Source organism: Nonomuraea sp. NPDC005650 (genome assembly GCF_040605375.1).
Taxonomy (GTDB): domain Bacteria; phylum Actinomycetota; class Actinomycetes; order Streptosporangiales; family Streptosporangiaceae; genus Nonomuraea.
In genome coordinates, this window is the sequence record NZ_JBEXCR010000033.1 from 76,762 (window position 1) to 94,600 (window position 17,839).

Annotated in this window: 15 protein-coding genes; 8 read left to right on the top strand and 7 right to left on the bottom strand. The window is 70.9% G+C overall.

Going from position 1 to position 17,839, the window contains the following annotated elements; all coding sequences use genetic code 11:
* The first annotated feature begins 78 nt into the window (after positions 1-78).
* The 6 genes from ABZS69_RS44405 (at position 79) to ABZS69_RS44430 (ending at position 7,810) form a co-directional block, all read left to right on the top strand.
* Positions 79-1,548: a zinc ribbon domain-containing protein gene (locus ABZS69_RS44405; protein WP_355383627.1), complete on the top strand. Its 1,470-nt coding sequence runs from the start codon at positions 79-81 to the stop codon at positions 1,546-1,548.
* Complete coding sequence (locus ABZS69_RS44410) at positions 1,548-3,257, top strand: serine/threonine-protein kinase (protein ID WP_355383630.1); 1,710 nt, start codon at positions 1,548-1,550, stop codon at positions 3,255-3,257. The genes ABZS69_RS44405 and ABZS69_RS44410 overlap by 1 nt, the downstream gene beginning before the upstream one ends.
* Before the next feature lie 81 nt (positions 3,258-3,338).
* Entirely contained in the window at positions 3,339-3,995 is a 657-nt protein-coding gene (locus tag ABZS69_RS44415) for a response regulator transcription factor (RefSeq protein WP_355383632.1), read from the top strand.
* A 70-nt stretch (positions 3,996-4,065) separates the two neighbouring features.
* A complete protein-coding gene (locus tag ABZS69_RS44420; protein WP_355383635.1) occupies positions 4,066-6,129 on the top strand; it encodes a DUF6421 family protein in 2,064 nt (687 codons plus the stop codon).
* A complete protein-coding gene (locus ABZS69_RS44425; protein ID WP_355383638.1) occupies positions 6,126-6,755 on the top strand; it encodes an SDR family NAD(P)-dependent oxidoreductase in 630 nt (209 codons plus the stop codon). The genes ABZS69_RS44420 and ABZS69_RS44425 overlap by 4 nt, the downstream gene beginning before the upstream one ends.
* Entirely contained in the window at positions 6,752-7,810 is a 1,059-nt protein-coding gene (locus ABZS69_RS44430; protein ID WP_355383641.1) for a low specificity L-threonine aldolase, read from the top strand. The genes ABZS69_RS44425 and ABZS69_RS44430 overlap by 4 nt, the downstream gene beginning before the upstream one ends.
* Before the next feature lie 227 nt (positions 7,811-8,037).
* On the opposite strand, the gene ABZS69_RS44435 is transcribed toward ABZS69_RS44430, so the two are convergent.
* Both ABZS69_RS44435 and ABZS69_RS44440 read right to left on the bottom strand, forming a co-directional pair.
* The gene (locus ABZS69_RS44435; protein WP_355383644.1) at positions 8,038-9,543 is read right to left on the bottom strand and encodes an NAD(P)/FAD-dependent oxidoreductase; all 1,506 of its coding nucleotides are present in this window, start codon (positions 9,541-9,543) and stop codon (positions 8,038-8,040) included.
* Positions 9,544-9,547: 4 nt separating this feature from the next.
* Positions 9,548-10,171, bottom strand: a complete 624-nt coding sequence (locus ABZS69_RS44440; protein WP_355383647.1) for a DUF305 domain-containing protein — start codon at positions 10,169-10,171, stop codon at positions 9,548-9,550.
* A gap of 128 nt (positions 10,172-10,299) precedes the next feature.
* Between ABZS69_RS44440 and ABZS69_RS44445 the strand changes: the two genes are divergently transcribed.
* Positions 10,300-11,013 (top strand): DUF3105 domain-containing protein, encoded by a 714-nt coding sequence (locus ABZS69_RS44445; RefSeq protein ID WP_355383650.1) that lies wholly within the window; start codon positions 10,300-10,302, stop codon positions 11,011-11,013.
* Positions 11,014-11,097: 84 nt separating this feature from the next.
* Here the strand turns inward: ABZS69_RS44445 and ABZS69_RS44450 are convergent, their stop codons facing one another.
* Together ABZS69_RS44450 and ald are read right to left on the bottom strand one after the other, a co-directional pair.
* The gene (locus ABZS69_RS44450) at positions 11,098-11,601 is read right to left on the bottom strand and encodes an EF-hand domain-containing protein (protein WP_355383653.1); all 504 of its coding nucleotides are present in this window, start codon (positions 11,599-11,601) and stop codon (positions 11,098-11,100) included.
* 73 nt (positions 11,602-11,674) lie between these two features.
* Positions 11,675-12,790, bottom strand: a complete 1,116-nt coding sequence (gene ald / locus ABZS69_RS44455) for an alanine dehydrogenase (protein ID WP_355383656.1) — start codon at positions 12,788-12,790, stop codon at positions 11,675-11,677.
* A 150-nt stretch (positions 12,791-12,940) separates the two neighbouring features.
* On the opposite strand from ald, the gene ABZS69_RS44460 reads away from it, so the two are divergent.
* Entirely contained in the window at positions 12,941-13,888 is a 948-nt protein-coding gene (locus tag ABZS69_RS44460) for an excalibur calcium-binding domain-containing protein (protein ID WP_355383659.1), read from the top strand.
* Here the strand turns inward: ABZS69_RS44460 and ABZS69_RS44465 are convergent.
* The 3 genes from ABZS69_RS44465 to ABZS69_RS44475 form a co-directional block, all read right to left on the bottom strand.
* On the bottom strand, positions 13,885-15,264 hold the full coding sequence (locus tag ABZS69_RS44465) for an NCS2 family permease (protein WP_355383662.1): 1,380 nt from the start codon (positions 15,262-15,264) through the stop codon (positions 13,885-13,887). The two genes, ABZS69_RS44460 and ABZS69_RS44465, sit on opposite strands and share 4 nt — an antisense overlap.
* A 61-nt stretch (positions 15,265-15,325) precedes the next feature.
* A complete protein-coding gene (locus tag ABZS69_RS44470) occupies positions 15,326-15,559 on the bottom strand; it encodes an EF-hand domain-containing protein (protein ID WP_355383665.1) in 234 nt (77 codons plus the stop codon).
* Positions 15,543-17,768, bottom strand: coding sequence for a molybdopterin cofactor-binding domain-containing protein (locus ABZS69_RS44475; protein WP_355383668.1), 2,226 nt, complete (start codon positions 17,766-17,768; stop codon positions 15,543-15,545). The genes ABZS69_RS44470 and ABZS69_RS44475 overlap by 17 nt, the downstream gene beginning before the upstream one ends.
* Positions 17,769-17,839: the final 71 nt, after the last annotated feature.

Here is a 17,839-nt window from a genome sequence, read left to right on the forward strand (position 1 = left end):
GCGCTTGTCTACGTGGCGGTCTATTGACTTACAGCATGTGATTGGGACCCTGGTTTTAGACCTGCGTTTGGAGCGGAGATGGCACGCTTCACAGCTTTTGCCGGTGGCATCGTGGCAGCCCTGGCGCTGATCGCGATGCCGGTCGCGGCCCACGAACACCCGAGCGGCATCACCGACCTGGTGACGCCCGCCGTGGTGCGGGTGGAAGCCGTGTCCCACGTGGAGATCACCCTGCTCGACCACATCGGCGAGCTCAAACATGTGGAGCGGTCCTACGACATCCCGTTCGCCACGGGCACGGGGACCGTCGTCAACCCCGACGGCACGATCGTCGCGCTCAGACGCCTGGCGGTGAACCCGAACGACGTCGCGATCTACGCGGCGAACAAGGTCTTCGCCGAGCACCACAAGGTGAAGATCCCCCTCGACTACAAGAAGCACAAGCTCAAGGACGATCTGCTCAACCACCACCTGCAGGAGTGCTACCCGCCGAAGACGGACACGGCCACCTGCATCATCAACGTGACCACCGAGATCACGGCCTTCCCCAACGTGTCGCCGCCGAGCCCCGACGGCATCAAGGTCAAGTGCATCAAGGCCGGCCCGACGCCCGACAGCCCCGCCGTGCTGGTGCCGGTGACCCCCACGGCCGGAGGCGTCGGCATGCCCACCGCGCCGCTCGCCGACAAGGTGCCCGACCAGGAGGGCGCGCCCACCAACGTGGCCGGCTTCCTCGGCCGGCCGGGCCCGAACGTCCTGGAGACCGTCGAGATCGCCCACCTGGGCAAGGGCGGCGCGGGCGGAGACACCGGCAGGCCGTTCGCCGACCCGGAGAAGAAGGTGGACGAGCCGGTCAAGCTGGGCGGGCTCGCGGACAAGGGGCTCATCGGCGCCCCCGTGATCGGCGACAAGAACGGTCACGTCATCGGCCTGCTGGTGGGCGGCGGCAACGAGGGCAAGATGATCGGCGTCAGGGAGATCACCGCCATCCTGGCCGCCGCCAAGGTGGCGCCGCGCAGAGGCGCGATCGACACGGCGTTCGAGGCGGCGCTGACCCGCTATCACACCAAGTACTACACGGAGGCCGCGCCCGGCTTCCAGCGCGTGCTGGAGCTCTATCCCGGCAACGTGGTGGCCGCCAAGCTGCTGAAGACCTCGCTGGAGAAACGGGGCGGGCCGGAGGACCAGGGCACGAAACAGCTGGCCACCACGACCACCCGGTCGACACCGCTGTGGCCGTTCATCGTGGCCGCCGGAATCCTTTTCATAGCGGCCGGGGGCGGAGCGTATCTGCTCTGGCGCCGCCGCGCTCCTGAGAGGGTGACAGAGCTGCCAGAGCCGCTGGCGGCGGCCGCGCCACCGCTCGACGACGGTGCCAGCCAGACCGTGGTCGTACGGCGGTCGCAGTCGTTCCCCGTGGTCCCGCAGCAACAGCAGCAGGTGATGACCGCGCCGAACCCGGGGGTCAAGTACTGCACCTCGTGCGGCATGCGACTCGGGCCCGCCCATCGCTTCTGCGGCTACTGCGGCCACCCCATCGAGACGTGATGCCATTGAACGAAAGATCGCTCATCGGCCAGGAGGTGGCCGGGTACTACATCGAGGACATCGTCGGCAAGGGCGGCATGGCCGTCGTCTACCTTGCGCTCGACCCCAGGTTGAGCCGCCGGGTGGCGCTGAAGATCCTCAACCCGGTGCTCAGCGTCGACGACCGGTTCAGGCAACGGTTCATCCTGGAGTCCAGAACGGTCGCCAGCATCGAGCACCCCAACATCATCCCGATCTACGAGGCCAACGCCGACGCCGACGGCGTCCTCTACATCGCCATGCGCTATGTCGACGGGCTCGACCTGCGCCGTCTCATCTACGACCGCGGACCGCTGCCGATCGGCCAGGCGAACCAGATCTTCGCCCAGGTCGCCGCCGCCCTCGACGCCGCGCACGCGCACGACCTGATCCACCGCGACGTCAAACCGGCCAACATCCTGCTGGCCGGCGACCACGTCTACCTCACCGACTTCGGCATCACCAAGCACCGCTCGTCGATCTCGGGGCTGACCCAGACCGACCAGTTCATCGGCACGCCCCGCTACATGGCGCCCGAGCAGATCAACAAGGAGCACATCGACGGCCGCTGCGACCAGTACGCGCTGGCCTGCGTGGTCTACGAGGGGCTGTCGGCGCGGCTGCCGTTCCAGCGCGAGAACGACATCGCGCTGCTCTGGGCCCACCTGGCCGAGCAGCCGACGCCGCTGTCGCAGCTGCGGCCCGAGCTGTCCCCGCAGGTCGACGCCGTGATGATGCGGGCGCTGGCCAAGACGCCCGAGCAGCGCTACGCCACCTGCACGGAGTTCGTGACCGCGCTGCGTGACGCGATCAGCGGGTATCAGCCCGATCCCGTCAGCGGCCCCCACCTGGTGCCCCGCCAGGGCCCCCATTCCGGGCCGCACCCCGCGCCCTACCCGTCGCCCTACCCGGCGCCCACGACGGGGCCAACGACAGGCCCCACGACAGGTCCCACGACAGGTCCCACGACGGGCCCGGGTCCCATGACGGGCCCCACGTCCGGGCCTCATCCGGCACCCGTCTTCGCGCAGACCGGGTCGGACCGGGCGCCCGCGCCCCCCACGCAACCGTCCGTCCTGAAGAAGCGCCCCGGACGCGTCCCGATCGTGGCCGCCACGCTGGTCGCCGCCGTCGCGGCACTCGCGCTCGTCGCCATGATCATCATGAACCACCGCGGCGACACCTGGGCCCGCTACAAGACCAGCGCCGCCGCGCCGCTCACGTTCGAGTATCCGGGTGACTGGATCGTACGCACCCACCAGGACCTGTTCGCGGTGGCCTCGCCGCACGCCCAGGAGTTCGAGTCGCTGTTCGTGGCCGGTCCCGGCGCGGACTGGACGGCGATCTCCCAGGTCGTGGAGGACGACCCCGACGCGGCCTCGGGCGTCTACGTCCAGGTCTCCGACACCCTCGACGCCGGCGGCAACTCCGAGCAGATGAAGGCCAAGATGGAGGCCCTGCTGCCCGGCCAGGTCGACGTCGGCAAACCCGTGCAGGACCAGGCGGGCAGCAGCCCCGCCACCCGCTTCGACGGCTCCCTGCACGACCCCGCGACCGGCACCAGGCTGGGCTTCGTCAGCTACGTGATCGACCGCCAGCCCAAGACCATGCTCGTGATGTACTTCTGCGCCAAGACCACCTGCGACGACGCCACCCAGACCCGCATCCGGCAGAGCGTCCGCGTGTCGTGACTTGTGACTCACTTGCGTGCGGCTTGGCCTGGGTGTTCGAGCGGTGTTCAAGGAGGGGGCCCGGCGTCTACCCTCCGGCTTGTGAGCATTCGCATAGTCATCGCCGACGACCAGGCGATGGTCAGGGCCGGGCTGCGCATGGTCGTCGACAGCGACCCCGGCATGGAGGTGGTCGGCGAGGCGTCCGACGGGCGCGAGGCCGTCGCCGTGGCCAGGCGTACTCGGCCGGACATCGTGCTCATGGACATCTCGATGCCCCGGCTCGACGGGCTGGCCGCGGCCGAGGAGCTGCTCGGCGACCCGTCGCCGCCCAAGGTCATCACGCTGACCACGTTCGACACCGACGAGAACCTCTACGCCGCCCTGCGCGCCGGGACCAGCGGGTTCCTGCTGAAGGTGTCGCCGCCGGAGCAGCTCCTGGAGGCGATCAAGGTGGTGCACTCCGGTGACGCGCTGCTCGACCCGGCCGTGACGCGCCGGGTGATCGCCACGTTCGCGGGCCGGGCCGAGCCGACGCCCTCGCCCCGGCTGGCCGACCTGACGCCGCGCGAGCTGGAGGTGCTGCGGCTGCTGGCGCGCGGCCTCACCAACGCGGAGATCGCCGGGGAGCTGTACGTGGGGGAGGCCACGGTCAAGACCCACGTGGCGCGGGTGCTGATGAAGCTGGGCTTGCGCGATCGGGCGCAGGCCGTGGTGTTCGCGTACGAGACCGGAGTGGTCCGGCCGGGCTCCGCCTGAGGGTTTGGTGGGGCACACCATGTCTTGTGTATATTTTTCGTCAGAAGGCGGTAGAAACAGGAGATATTTCATGCAAGCGTTCCCTCGGGTGCTGTTCGACGAGGCTCACAGCGAGTCATGGACCGTCCGGCGCGAGGTGGCCGAGGCCATCAATCCAGCCCATCCCGACGACAACAGCTACGCCCGCGCGGCCGGGCTGCTGCGGCACCTGGGTCACACGGTCGGCGTCCACACGTCCGGCGCGCTCACGCCCGAGGCGCTGGCCGAGCAGGACGTCCTGGTGATCGCGCACCCGTCGGGGGAGCGGTGGGAACGTACCATCGGGCAGGGCAGCCCCCTCTTCGCCGCGGCCGAGCTGGACGCGATCGAGTCCTTCGTCGCCGCCGGCGGCGGGCTGGTGGTGCTGGCCGAGGAGGAGCAGGACAAGTACGGCAACAACCTGCGTGAGCTGCTCGGGCGGTTCGGGGTGGGCGTGACGCACGCCACCGTGCGCGACCCGAGGCACGCCCACCGGGACGTGGCCACCTGGGTGCTCGCCGAGCCCGCCACCGCCTCCGGCCTGGTCGCCGGGGTCCGCGCGGCCTGCTTCTACCGCACCGGCGTCCTCACCGTCGAGGGCGAGGGCGAGGTGCTGTTCGCGACCTCGCCGACCGCCGACCCGGCGGGCGCGCCGCTGGCCGCCGCCGTCCGGTACGGCAAGGGGCGCGTGATCGCGTTCGCCGACTCCGACCTCTTCGGCGACGACTCCATCGAGGACTACGACCACCGCCGCCTCTGGGGGAACGTGATCACCTGGGCCGCCCGCGTCCCCGACGCCGACGGCGCCGCCGGGGCGCGCGACGAGGCCAAGGCGGCCCTGTTCGCCCGGCTCAAGGCGGCCGTCGAGGAGCTGCGGCCGCTCCAGGTCAAGGACGGCTCGGTGCCGGAGGATAAAGAGCGGGCGAAGGCGCTGGTGGCCGAGATCGGGGCGCGTCTGGGCGAAATATCGCCATATTTCCTGCATGACGCCGCGTACCTCCAGGCAGTCCGGGACGACCTGGCGAAGTGGGCCTACCAGGACCTCGGCGTCCCCGACTTCCTCGACTCGCTCGACCTCTTCCACCCCGACACCCAGCGCGAGGACGGGCTGGAGCACGTCGTGGTGTTCCCCATGTACACCCAGAACGGCAACCCCGGCCGCAACCTGGAGGCCGTCTGGATCCGGACGATCTGGCCGGACTGGCTGGCCGCGCTGGAGGCGGGCGGCTACGACAACCCGATGTTCGTGCCGATCGCGTTCGAGGACTTCACCTCCGGCTACGACACCCACTCCGCCGTGCTGTTCCCCGAGACGGTGGCGGTGCGTCAGACCCCGGCGCGCTTCACCTGGGGCGGGATCTTCGCCGACCGCGAGGCCGCCAGGTTCAGGCGGGTGTCGCGGGCCGCCGCCGAGACGCTCAAGCTCGACCTGCCGCCGGACGCGGCCAGGCTGCTGGCCTCGCAGCGGCTCGCGCAGGACACGTTCGTGCTCTGGGACCTGGTCCACGACCGCACCCACAGCCACGGCGACCTGCCGTTCGACCCGTTCATGATCAAGCAGCGGATGCCGTACTGGCTGTACTCGCTGGAGGAGCTGCGCTGCGACCTGACCGCGTTCGGCGAGGCCGTCAAGCTGGAGGCCCAGGGGGTGCCGCACGCGCGGTACGTGCAGGTGGCGATCCTGTTCGACCGGCTGTTCAGGTTCCCGATCACCGGGGAGCGGGTGCGGAACTACGACGGGCTCGGCGGGCAGCTGCTCTTCGCGTACCTGCACCGCAACGACATCGTGCGCTGGACGGACAACCGGCTCACGATCGACTGGGATCGGGTCGCCGACGGGGTCGCCGATCTGCGGGGCGAGGTCGAGAAGCTGTATCGCGACAGCATCGACCGGTCCAAGCTGGCGCACTGGCTGGCGGCGTACGAGTTGGTGGGCGCGTACGTGGCGCCGCATCCCGGCTCCGTCTGGGCCAAGGGCGTCCAGGCGCTGCCGGAGGAGCAGAAGGCCAAGGTGGACGCGGTGCTGGCGGACGAGTTCCCGCTGAGCATGTTCTACGAGGCACTGCGCCGTAAGCTGACCGAAGTGGTCGAATCGACTAAGGGACTGCGCGCATGATCATTCTGGTTACGGGTGCCGGGGGGCCGACGGGTGAGGCCGTGTCCGGATATTTCCGGGAAAATGGTCACACGGTGATCGGGGTCGACAAGGAGCACGTCGACCTGCTCGACCGCGTCGCCGTACAGGGCCTGGCGGACCGGATCGAGCGCGAGCACGGCCGCGTGGACGGGGTGGTGCACCTGGTCGGTGGCTGGCGCGGCTCCGGCTCCTTCGCCGAGACCAGCCTCGACGACTGGGACCTCCTGCACGACCTGCTGATCCGCACGCTCCAGCACGTGTCGCTGGCCTTCGAGCCGCTGCTGCGGCACAGCGACAACGGCCGGTTCGTGATCGTCTCGGCCAAGGCGGCCGAGCGGCCCTCCGCCGGAGGCGCCGCCTACGCGGCGGCCAAGGCGGCGGCGGAGGCGTGGACGCTCTCCCTCGCCGACGCCTTCTCCGGCACCGGCAACGCCGCCACCATCCTGGTGGTCAAGGCACTGGTGAACGACGCCATGCGGGCCGAGAAGCCCGACGCGAAGTTCTCCGGCTTCACCGACGTACACGATCTCGCGAAGGCGATCGGCGGCCTCTACGACCGCCCCGCCGCCGAGATCAACGGCACCCGATTGGACCTTACTGCGTGACTTCCCGGCACGACCCCCGGCTCAAGGCGTTCGCCAGCGACAACTACGCCGGGGTGCACCCCGAGATCCTCCAGGCCATCGCCGACGCCAACGGCGGCCACCAGATCGCCTACGGCGAAGACGTCTACACCGAGGCCATTGGAGAGGTCTTCAAGCGGCACTTCGGCGACCAGGCGCAGGTCTGGCCGGTCTTCAACGGCACGGCCGCGAACGTCGTCTCCCTCCGTTCGATGACCGCCCACTGGGAGGCGGTCATCTGCGCGGAAAGCGCCCACATCAACACCGACGAGGGCGGCGCGCCCGAGGTGGCGGGCGGCATCAAGCTGCTCACCGTGCCCACGCCCGACGGCAAGCTCACGCCGGAGCTGATCGACCGGCAGGCGTGGGGGTTCGGCGACGTGCACCGGGCGCAGCCGCGCGTGGTGTCCATCTCCAACACCACCGAGCTGGGCACCCTCTACACCGTCGAGGAGATCGCGGCGATCTGCTCGCACGCCCATGACCTGGGGCTGCTCGTCCACCTCGACGGCTCCCGCCTCACCAACGCCGCCGCCGCCCTCGACGTCCCGCTGCGCGCCCTCACGACGGACGCGGGGGTGGACGTGCTCTCCTTCGGCGGCACCAAGATCGGGCTGCTGTACGGGGAGGCGATCGTCGTCCTCAACCCCGCCGCCGCCAGCGGGATCGACTACATCCGCAAGACGTTCATGCAGTTGTCGTCCAAGATGCGCTTCGTGTCGGCGCAGTTCGAGGCGCTGCTGTCAGGGGACCTGTGGCTGCGCAACGCCCGCCAGGCCAACGCCATGGGCCGGCGCCTGGCCGAGGCGGTCGGCGGCATCCCCGGGGTGCGGCTGTCGCGCCCGGTGGAGGCGAACGCCGTCTTCGCGATCCTGCCCCGGGACGTGACGGAGCGGCTGGCGAAGCGGTTCCGGTTCTACACGTGGAACGAGGCGACGGGGGAGGTGCGGTGGATGTGCGCCTTCGACACGACGGAGGCCGACGTGGACGCCTTCGCCGCCGCGCTGTCCGAGGAAATCCACACCACCCACCCCTGACACCACCGCCCGCCCGGCCCCCGGTCGGGGGTTGGTTGGGCGTCGTCGCGCGTGTGGCGACCCTGCGGCGCTTTCCGGAGTGGCGCTTTCCACCGCGAGCGCTGCCGCCGCACGGCGCGTCCGCTCTTGAGCGCCGGTGCGGCGGGGTGTGGTGCGGGCGTGTTCGGCGCAATGTGTACGGTGCCCAGCCCGTCGCGCACCGCCCCGTTGCCAAGCCCAGTCGCTCGTCAGGGCTTGTCGGGGTCGAGCTTCAGGGCCAGGCGGGCCGCTTGCCAGCCGCCCATCCCGTGGACCGACGGGCCCGGTGGGGTGGAGGCGGAGCACAGGAAGACACCCGGCAACGGGGTGCGCCACGGCGCAGGGGACCAGACGGGGCGGCGGAGGAACTGGACGAGGCTGGTGACGCCGCCGGTGACATCGCCTCCCACCAGGTTCGGGTTGGCGGCCTCCAGGGCGGCGGGGCCCATGACGTGGCGGGCCAGGACGCGGTCGCGGAAGCCGGGCGCGTACCGCTCGATCTGGGTCTCGATGGCGTCCGTCATGTCCACGGTCGAACCGCTGGGCACATGGCAGTACGCCCAGAACGTGTGCCCGCCCCTCGTCGGGTCCGCCGCGTACGGCTGGACCGCCAGCACGTACGGCCGGGGCGAGTGCCGGCCGGCGGTCGTCTCCGCCTCGCTCAGCGTGATCTCCTCCAGCGTCCCGCCCAGATGCACGGTGCCCGCGTCCGCCACCGCCGGGTCCCGCCACGGCACCGGCCCGTCGAGGGCCCAGTCCATCTTGAAGACGCCGGGGCCGTACCGGAAGCGGGCGAGCCGCCGCCGGTAGCCCGCCGGGAGGTCCGCCATCGTGAGGAACTGCCGGGGCGACACGTCCAGCACCACCGTCGGCGCGGACAGCTCGGACAGCCGGCGCACGCGGTGGCCGGTGACCGCCTCCCCGCCCAGCGACCTGAGCTCGGCCACCAGGGCGTCGGCCAGCACCTGTGACCCGCCCCGCACCAGCGGCCAGCCCACCAGGTGGGCCAGGGAGGCCAGCATCAGCCCGTATCCGGCGGTGATCGGCGCGCGCAGGTCCCGTACGGAGTGCGCGGCCATGCCCGCGATGAGCGCCCGGCTCTCCACGGTCCTGAACGCCCGCCGGGCGAACGTCGTCGCGGGCAGAGCCGCGGCCATCCCGAACCCGGCCGCCGCGATCCCGAGCCCGGCCGCCTGCGCCAACGCGCGCGGCGCCGCCCCCGGCCAACCCGGCCCTGCCCCATGCGGGCCGAACTCTTTCCCGTCCGAGTGAGCCCCCGCCGCCGTGGCCCGCCACGGGCCGAGGGGCTTGAGGAGCAGGTCCACCAGCGGGAACCCGGCGCGGGCCGCCGCCCCCACGGTCGCCAGCCACGCGCCCGCGTCGCGTCCCAGGCCCTGGGCGGTGCGGTGGGCGTCGCGATGCACGAGTACGGCGGGACGGTCGTCGAGCGGATGGGCCACGGGCACCGGGGCATGGACGAACTCCACGCCCGGCAGCTCCAGCGCCCGGAACGCGGGAGACGCCACGGCCATCGCCATCACCGTCGCGCACAGGTCGTGCACCCGCCCCGGCAGCGTCAGCTCCCCGGAACGCAGCCCGCCGCCGAACCGGTCGGCGGCCTCCAGCAGCAGCACCCTGCGCCCGGCGCGGGCCAGCGTGACGGCGGCGACGAGCCCGTTGGGCCCGGAGCCGACCACGATCGCGTCGGCGTCCACGGCCTTACTGGGGCTTGAGGATCGACGGGAGGGGCTGCGCGCTCCGCTGCTGGAGCAGCTCCGTCATGAGCTTGATCTCCCCGCTCTGCCCCTGGACGATCTTCTGCGCCATGCTGACGACCTCGGCCCGCGTGGACAGCTTCAGCAGCCCCTCGGACATCTGCACGCCGCCCTCGTGGTGACGGATCATCAGCTGCAGGAACAGCACCTCGGCCTGCGTGCCCTGCGCCTGCTTGAGCTGGGTCAGCTCCTGCGGCGTGGCCATGCCGGGCATGGTGCCGGGCGTCGCCGTGGCGGCGCCGGAGTGGCCGTGGCCGCTCATCCAGGCCATCGGCCGCTGGTCGGTCGCCTGGTCGAGACCCCACTGCTGCAGCCAGCCCAGGAACATGCCGCGCTGGTTGGCCTGGGTGTTGATGATGTCGAAGGCCAGGTTTCTGATCTCCTTGGCCGGGCCCTTGTCCCGGATGATGAACGCCATGTCCACGGCCTGGGCGTGGTGCGCGGCCATGTCACGGGCGAATCCGGCCTCGGGCGAGGTGTCGCCGGGCGTGCCGTCGCGGCCGAACAGGAAGAATGCGGCCAGGGCGAGCACGAGCACGCCGCAGACGATCAGGATGGGTTTCCTCACGGGTTTTTCCATGGCGCGTCCAGCGTACCCACCCAAGGCGTCGTGATCGGACGCTTATGAGCGCCTTATTCTCCGCATACCCCGGGAGGCAATAGGGTGACCGGAGTTGGCACGCCGATGGAGGAACGATGACGAAGGAGAAGGCGCAGGCGAGGCGCGAGCATCTTGCGAAGATGCGGGCCGAGCAGCAGCGCAAACAACGCCGCGCCGCGCTGCTCATGTGGGGATCGGGCGGCCTGATCATCGTGGTGCTCGTCGGTGTGGTCGGCTTCTACCTGGTCAAGCAGGCCCAGGAGACCTCGCTGGACGCTGTGTCCAATTACAAGTACGAGGCCGGGCAGCACGTGTGGAACGCGGTCACGTACAAGGAGAACCCGCCGGTCGGCGGTCAGCACAACAACTACTGGCAGGCGTGCTCGATCTACGACAAGCCCATCCACAACGAGCACGCCGTGCACTCCCTGGAGCACGGGGCCGCCTGGATCACCTACCGGCCCGACCTGCCCAAGGCGCAGATCGACAAGCTGAAGGAAGTGGCGACGTCCACGGGGCAGCAGGACTACATGCTGGTCAGCCCGTACCCCAACCTGCCCGCGCCGGTGGTCGTGTCGTCGTGGGGGCACCAGCTCAAGCTGAACGACGCGGCCGACCCGAAGCTGGCGGCGTTCATCAAGAAGTTCCAGAACGGTAAGGACACGCCGGAGCCCGGTGCGACGTGCGGCGGCCAGGACGCCATCACGACGACGGCCGACCAGGCGCCGCTGCCGCCGGAGCCGAAGGGCAACGAGCAGCAGCCGCCGATGGAGACCATCTCCCCGGCGCCCACCCAGTCGCAGAAGTAGCCGGACGCGAGAAGCGGCGGTACGCCGGAGGGGCGGGCATATGGCCCCTTCGGCGGCCCGCAGCCCGCTCTCCGGCCGGGGGCGTCAGACCCCGTCGATGAGCAGGCCCTGGCGGGCGCGGGCGTACTCCTCGAACGAGATACGGCCGTCGCCGTCGGCGTCCACGCGGGAGAAGGCCGCGGCGAGGTCGGTGTCCGCGCGGTTCCAGACGGTGCGGAAATCCTCCATGGTGATCCACCCGTCCTTGTCGCGGTCGGCGACGGCGAAGGTGGCCCGGGTGATCGGCGCGAGCACCGCTTCGAGCGCGCCCGTGCGTACCAGCGACTCGAAGGACTTGACGTACTCCTCCTTGCTGATCCGCCCGTCGCGGTCGGTGTCGAGGGCCCGGGCGTGGGTGTCCCAGGCGTTCAGGAACGCGTTGACGACGGCCTCGGCCTCGGGCGAGTCGGCGCGCACGCCGGTCAGCTCCAGGCGCCGCTGGGCCAGCGCCAGGTAGTCGTATCTGGTCAGGAAGCCGTCGCCGTCGGCGTCCAGGTCCTGGAAGTTGCGCTCCGCGCTCTCGCGGAAGCTGCTCAGCTTCGCCATCATGACTCCGATTGATTACGCTAAGTAGTCTATTGCTACTTAGCGTAACTCGCGTCGGATGTGATGGACAGAAGGCTCACGAAAGGACGTGTTCGAGGGCCGTCCACTCCAGGCCGTGCGCCTCGGCCACCGGGCGGCTGGTCAGGTGGCCGTCGTGGGTGCTCAGGCCCAGCGCGAGCGCCGGGTCCTCGCGCATCGCCCGCTTCCAGCCCAGGCCGGCGATGGCCAGCGCGTACGGGAGCGTCACGTTCGTCAGCGCGAACGTCGAGGTGTGCGGCACCGCGCCCGGCATGTTGGCCACGCAGTAGAAGATCGAGTCGTGCACCCGGTACGTGGGCCGCTCGTGCGTGGTCGGCCGGGAGTCCTCGAAGCAGCCGCCCTGGTCGATCGCGATGTCCACCAGCACCGAGCCCGGCTTCATGCGGCTCACCTGGGCGTTGCTCACCAGCGTCGGCGCCTTGGCGCCGGGCACCAGCACCGCGCCGATGACCAGGTCGGCCTCCGTCACCGCCTGCTCGATCTCCAGCATGTTGGAGGCGACGGTCTGGCAGTGGCCCTGGTAGATCAGGTCGGCCTGGCGCAGCTTGTCGATGTTGTTGTCCAGCAGCAGCACCTCGGCCTGCATCCCGAGGGCGATGGCGGCGGCGTTCATGCCGGACACGCCGGCCCCGATGACCACGACCTGCGCCGCGCGCACGCCGGAGACGCCGCCCATCAGCACGCCCCTGCCGCCTCCCGAGCGCATCAGGTGGTACGCGCCCACCTGTGGCGCCAGCCGGCCCGCCACCTCGGACATGGGCGCGAGCAGGGGCAGCGCCCCGTTCGCGGTCTGGACGGTCTCGTAGGCGACGGCGGTGCAGCCCGAGTCGAGCAGGGCCTGTGTGCAGGACCTGGAGGCGGCCAGATGCAGGTACGTGAACAGCACCTGCCCCTTGCGCAGCCGGTGGTACTCCTCCGGCACCGGCTCCTTCACCTTCATGATCATGTCGGCGGCCGCCCAGACCTCGTCGGCGTCCGGGACCATGACGGCCCCGGCCGCGGCGAAGTCGTCGTCGGGGATCGAGGAGCCGACGCCCGCCCCCTCTTCCACGAAGACCCGATGGCCGTGACGCGCGAACTCGTGCACTCCGGCCGGGGTAAGGGCCACCCGATATTCGCTGTTCTTGAGCTCTTTCGGAACACCGACTTTCATGGGCGAACTCTTCTCGCTCTGGTGCGCTTAGACCTCCATTCCTCCTCTCTCCCCCGAATAGGCGACGAATATCGGGCTGATTACCCGGGTGCCGCGGTACCTCGGTAGGCTCACCGGCAGTCCGAACGTCAGGATGGGATCGCCATAGAGATGGACAAGCCGGAAGAGCCGCCACCCGCGGACCCGGGGGAGCCGAGGGCCAGCAAGGCCACCACCATCTTGCTGATCGTCTCGCTCGTGCTCGTGGTGCTGGTCGCGGGCGTGGTCGGCTCGATCGCCGTCCTGATGACCAAGAACCCCGACACGCCGCTGTTAGGCGCCGCGCCGATGCAGCAGCTGGCCGTGCCCGTCCACTTCGCCCCCGTCCGGGAGACCAAGGCGGCGCCGTGCCCCGGCGCGGAGGCCGTGCTCGACGCGGAGCAGAAGAACTGCTATCTCCTGGAGGACGGCGTCACCGTCGACTCCGTGCAGCGGATCGAGCCGGTGCGCGAGAAGGACGGCCAATACTCCGTGCGCATCGCGATCGCCCCGCGCTTCAAGGAGCGCCTCGTGCAGCTCATCGACGAGCTGGTGCCCGAGCAGCGGCAGTTGGCCATCGTGCTGGCGCCCGCGCAGCCCGACGCGCCCAAGGTCGTGGTGGCCGCGCCCATCGTCACCCAGTACATGGACGGCGACAGCATGAGCATCGCGGGCTTCGAGAAGGAGGAGGCCGACGCGCTGGTGACCCGCCTGCTGGGCGCCACGCCGGGCGCGTCCACGCAGCCCACGGGCCCGGCCACGCAGCCGCAGCAGCCCGGCGGCACCCCGCCGCAGACCCCTCCGGCCCAGCAGAACCCCAACCCCGGCACCACGCCCGACCCGGGCGCCACGAACCCCGGCAGCGGCAACCCCGGCACCACGAACCCCGGCACCACCAACCCGGCCGGCACGAGCCCCGCCTCGGGCCCCCGCCGCACCCCCGACAAGCGCTACGCCAGCTGCAAGGAGGCCGTCGCCGCCGGCGACGGCCCCTACTTCAAGGGCACCCACGAGGAATACTCCTGGTACGTGGACACCGACGGCAACGGCGTGGCCTGCAACAGCGGCGACATCCGCTAACCGAACAGCTCCTCCAGCCAGTCGATCGCGAAGAAGGCCAGGAAGATCAGCGAGACGATCCAGAGCAGCCACGGGATCTCGGAGAAGCGCCCCCTGGCGGCCTTGACGAGGGTGTAGGCGATCACGCCGGCGCCCACCCCGTTCGTGATCGAGTACGTGAACGGCATGAACGCGATCGTCAGGAACGCCGGCACGGCCACGTCCAGGTCCTCCCAGGGCACGTTCCTGCTCTGCGTCATCATCAGCGCCCCGACCAGCACCAGCGCGGGCGCGGCGGCCGCGGCGGGCACCACCGTGGCCAGCGGCGTGAACAGCAGCGTCAGCCCCAGCAGCGCCCCCGTCACCACGCTGGCCAGGCCGGTCCGCGCGCCCTCGCCGACGCCGGCGGCGGACTCGACGAAGACGGTGTTCGCCGAGGCGCTCATCGAGCCGCCCACCATGCCCGCCACGCCGTCCACGGTCAGGACCCGGCCCAGCCGGGGCACCTGGCCCCGCTCGTCCACCAGCCCGGCCTCGTCGCTCACGCCGATGATCGTGCCCATCGCGTCGAAGAACCCCGACAGCACCAGCGTGAACAGCACCACCGCCGCCGTCAGCGCCCCCGCCCTGGCGAACCCGCCGAACAGGTCGAACGCGCCCACCAGCCCGAAGTCCGGCGCCGCGATCAGGCGCTCGGGCACGCGCGGCGTCACCACGCCCCACGACCCGGGCGGGACCCTGGCGACCGAGTTGACCAGGACCGCCAGGGCCGCCGTCACGATGATGCTGATCAGGATCGCGGCCGGGGTCCTGCGGACGAACAGGGCGATCATCAGGAGCAGGCCGAAGCAGAACACCACGACCGGCCAGCCCGTGAGGTGCCCCGTGGTGCCGAGCTGCACGGGCGTGCCGGTGCCCCGCGTCACGAACCCGGCGTCCACCAGGCCGATCAGGGCGATGAACAGCCCGATGCCCACGCTGATGGCATGTTTGAGCGGGAGCGGGATGGCGTTCATGATCAGCGCGCGCAGGCCCGTCACGGCCAGCACGATGATGACGAAGCCCTCCAGCACCACCAGGCCCATGGCCTGGGCCCACGTCATGTGCGGGGCGGCCTGGTAGGCCACCACCGCGTTGAGGCCGAGCCCGGCGGCCAGGCCGAAGGGGGCGTTGCCGATGAAGGCCATCAGCAGCGTGGAGACGGCCGCCGCCAGCGCGGTGGAGGTGGTCAGCTGGGCGATGGAGAGCCGGGCGCCCGTGACGTCCTCGGCGCCGGCCAGGATGATCGGGTTGAGCAGGATGATGTAGGCCATGGCCACGAAAGTGGTGATCCCGCCACGCACCTCGCGGCCGACGGTCGTGCCTCGCCCGGTGAGCTCGAAGAATCGGCCGAGCACCCGCCATCCCCCTTCGAATGATCAAGGGGGATGGCGCATTGCTACCCGGCAGGTGACGAGATCACGCCTTCTCGTGGCGCCCGTGACCCACGAGTCCCATGAACTCCTCGAGCCCGATCGTCCCGTCGCCGTCGTCGTCGGCCGACGTGATGAACGCCTCGATCTCGCTCTCGGACGCGCCCTGCCCGCCCAGCGCCTCGTTGGCCCGGCGGATCTCGTCGGCGGTCAGCAGGCCGTCGCCGTCGGTGTCGAAGCGCCTGAACTCCGCCTCGGCCGCTTCACGAGCGCTTGCCATCGGTTACCCCCATAGTCGATCCGCTATCAAACAACGCGATATCTTCCGGCCTGATCGGAACCCGAGTCAACCGCAGCCCGGTCGCCGCGCGCACCGCGGCGGCGACGGCGGGGGTGGAGGACAGCGTCGGAGGCTCGCCGGCGCCGCGCAGCCCGTACGGCGCCGCTGGATCCGGATTTTCCAGGATCTTCATTTGCATCGGCGGCATGTCGAGGATGGTAGGGATGAGGTAGTCCGTGAACGACGGGTTCAGCACCCGGCCGTCGCGGATCTGGATCTCCTCCATGAGCGCCAGCCCGAGCCCCTGCGCGGACCCGCCCTGGATCTGGCCTTCGAGCGCCTGGGGGTTCAGGACACGGCCGACGTCCTGGACGGCCGCCAGCTCGACCACCTTGACCAGGCCCAGCTCCACGTCCACGTCCACGACGGCCCGGTGCACGCACAGGGCGAGCTGGGTGTGGGAGTCGCCCTGCCCGGTGATCGGGTCCATCGGGTACGTGGGGCGGTGCCGGTACTCGCGCGTCTCCTCGATCGGCCCGAACTTCTCCAGGGCCTCCTCCGGCGGCAGCCCGCCGAACCGCTCGCGCACCGCCTCGCAGGCGGCCCGCACCGCCCCGCCGGTCACGTACGACTGGCGCGAGGCCGACGACGAGCCGGCCGAGCCGACGGAGGTGTCGGCGGTGGCCACGGTCACGTTCGCGATGCCCAGCTCGGTGCGGGCGATCTGGGCCTGGAGCGTCACCAGGCCCTGGCCGACCTCGGCGGCGGCCGTGTGCACGGTGACGTGCGGCTCGCCGCCCAACAGCTCGGCGCGCACCCTGGCCGTGGAGAAGTCGTCGAAGCCCTCGGAGAAGCAGATGTTCTTGATGCCGACGCCGTAGCCGACGCCGCGGCGCACGGACTCGCCGTGCGTGGTCTGCGAGACGCCGCCGGGCATCGACCGCAGGTCCTCGGGCGCCGCGGGGGGCAGCGGCATCGCCTCCAGGTCGCGCAGCATCTCCGCGAGCGGGGCCGGGGAGTCGATCACCTGGCCGGTGATGAGATGGGAGCCCTGGGAGACGGCGTTGCGCACGCGGATCTCCACGGGCGACAGGCCGCACGCCTCGGCCAGCCGGTCCATCTGTGACTCGTACGCGTAGCACGCCTGGACCGCGCCGAAGCCGCGCATCGCGCCGCAGGGCGGGTTGTTGGTGTAGACGCCGGTGGCGTCGACCTGGACGTTCTCCACCTCGTACGGGCCCACGCCGAGCGAGGCGGCGTTGCCGACCACGGCGGGGGAGGAGGAGCAGTACGCGCCGCCGTCCAGCAGGATGTCGGCCTTGACGTAGACCAGCTTGCCGTCGCGCGTCGCGCCGTGCTCGTAGCGCATCCGGGCCGGATGGCGGTGCACGTGGCCGAAGAACGACTCCTCCCGGCCGTACACGATCTTCACGGGCCGGTTCAGCCGCAGCGCCAGCATGCAGGCGTGCACCTGCATCGACAGGTCCTCGCGGGCGCCGAACGCGCCGCCGACGCCCGACAGCGTCAGGCGCACCTTGTCCGGGGGCAGGCCGAGGCAGGGGGCGAGCTGGTCGCGGTCCACGTGCAGCCACTGGGTGGCGATGTAGAGGTCGACGCCGCCGTCCTCGGCGGGGACCGCCAGGCCGGACTCGGGGCCGAGGAAGGCCTGGTCCTGCATGCCGACCTCGTACTCCCCGGTGACCACGACCTCGGCCTCGAACGTGTCGCCCCGCCGTACCGGCTGGTGCCGCACGAAACGCCGGGCCGCGCGGGGGTCGGTCACGGCCTCGCGGACCTCGTACTCGACCACGATGGCCGCGGCCGCCCTGCGCGCGGTCTCGGGGTGGTCGGCGGCCACCACCGCCACCGGCTCGCCCTGGTAGCGGACCTGGTCGATGGCCAGCACCGGCTGGTCCTTGTGGTCGAGGCCGTAGAACTTCTCGCCCGGCACGTCCTCGTGCGTCAGCACGGTCAGCACGCCCGGGATCTTCAGCGCGGGCCCCACGTCGATCGAGCGGATCCAGGCCGACGGGTGCGGGCTGCGCAGCGTCGCGCCCCACACCATGCCGTCCAGCCACAGGTCGGAGGCATAGGCGAACTCGCCGGTCACCTTCAGCGTCGCATCGGGCCGCCGCGCGCTCTGGCCGACTCCCTCTCTGGCCCCCTCCCGGGTGCCGGGAACGGTGGTCGGGTACGCGGTCTCCGTCATCTTCCGAGTAGAGCACCGCCGCCGGGCCGCATAATATGCGCGTCGCGTGAAATCCCGGTCAGCGGTTGGCC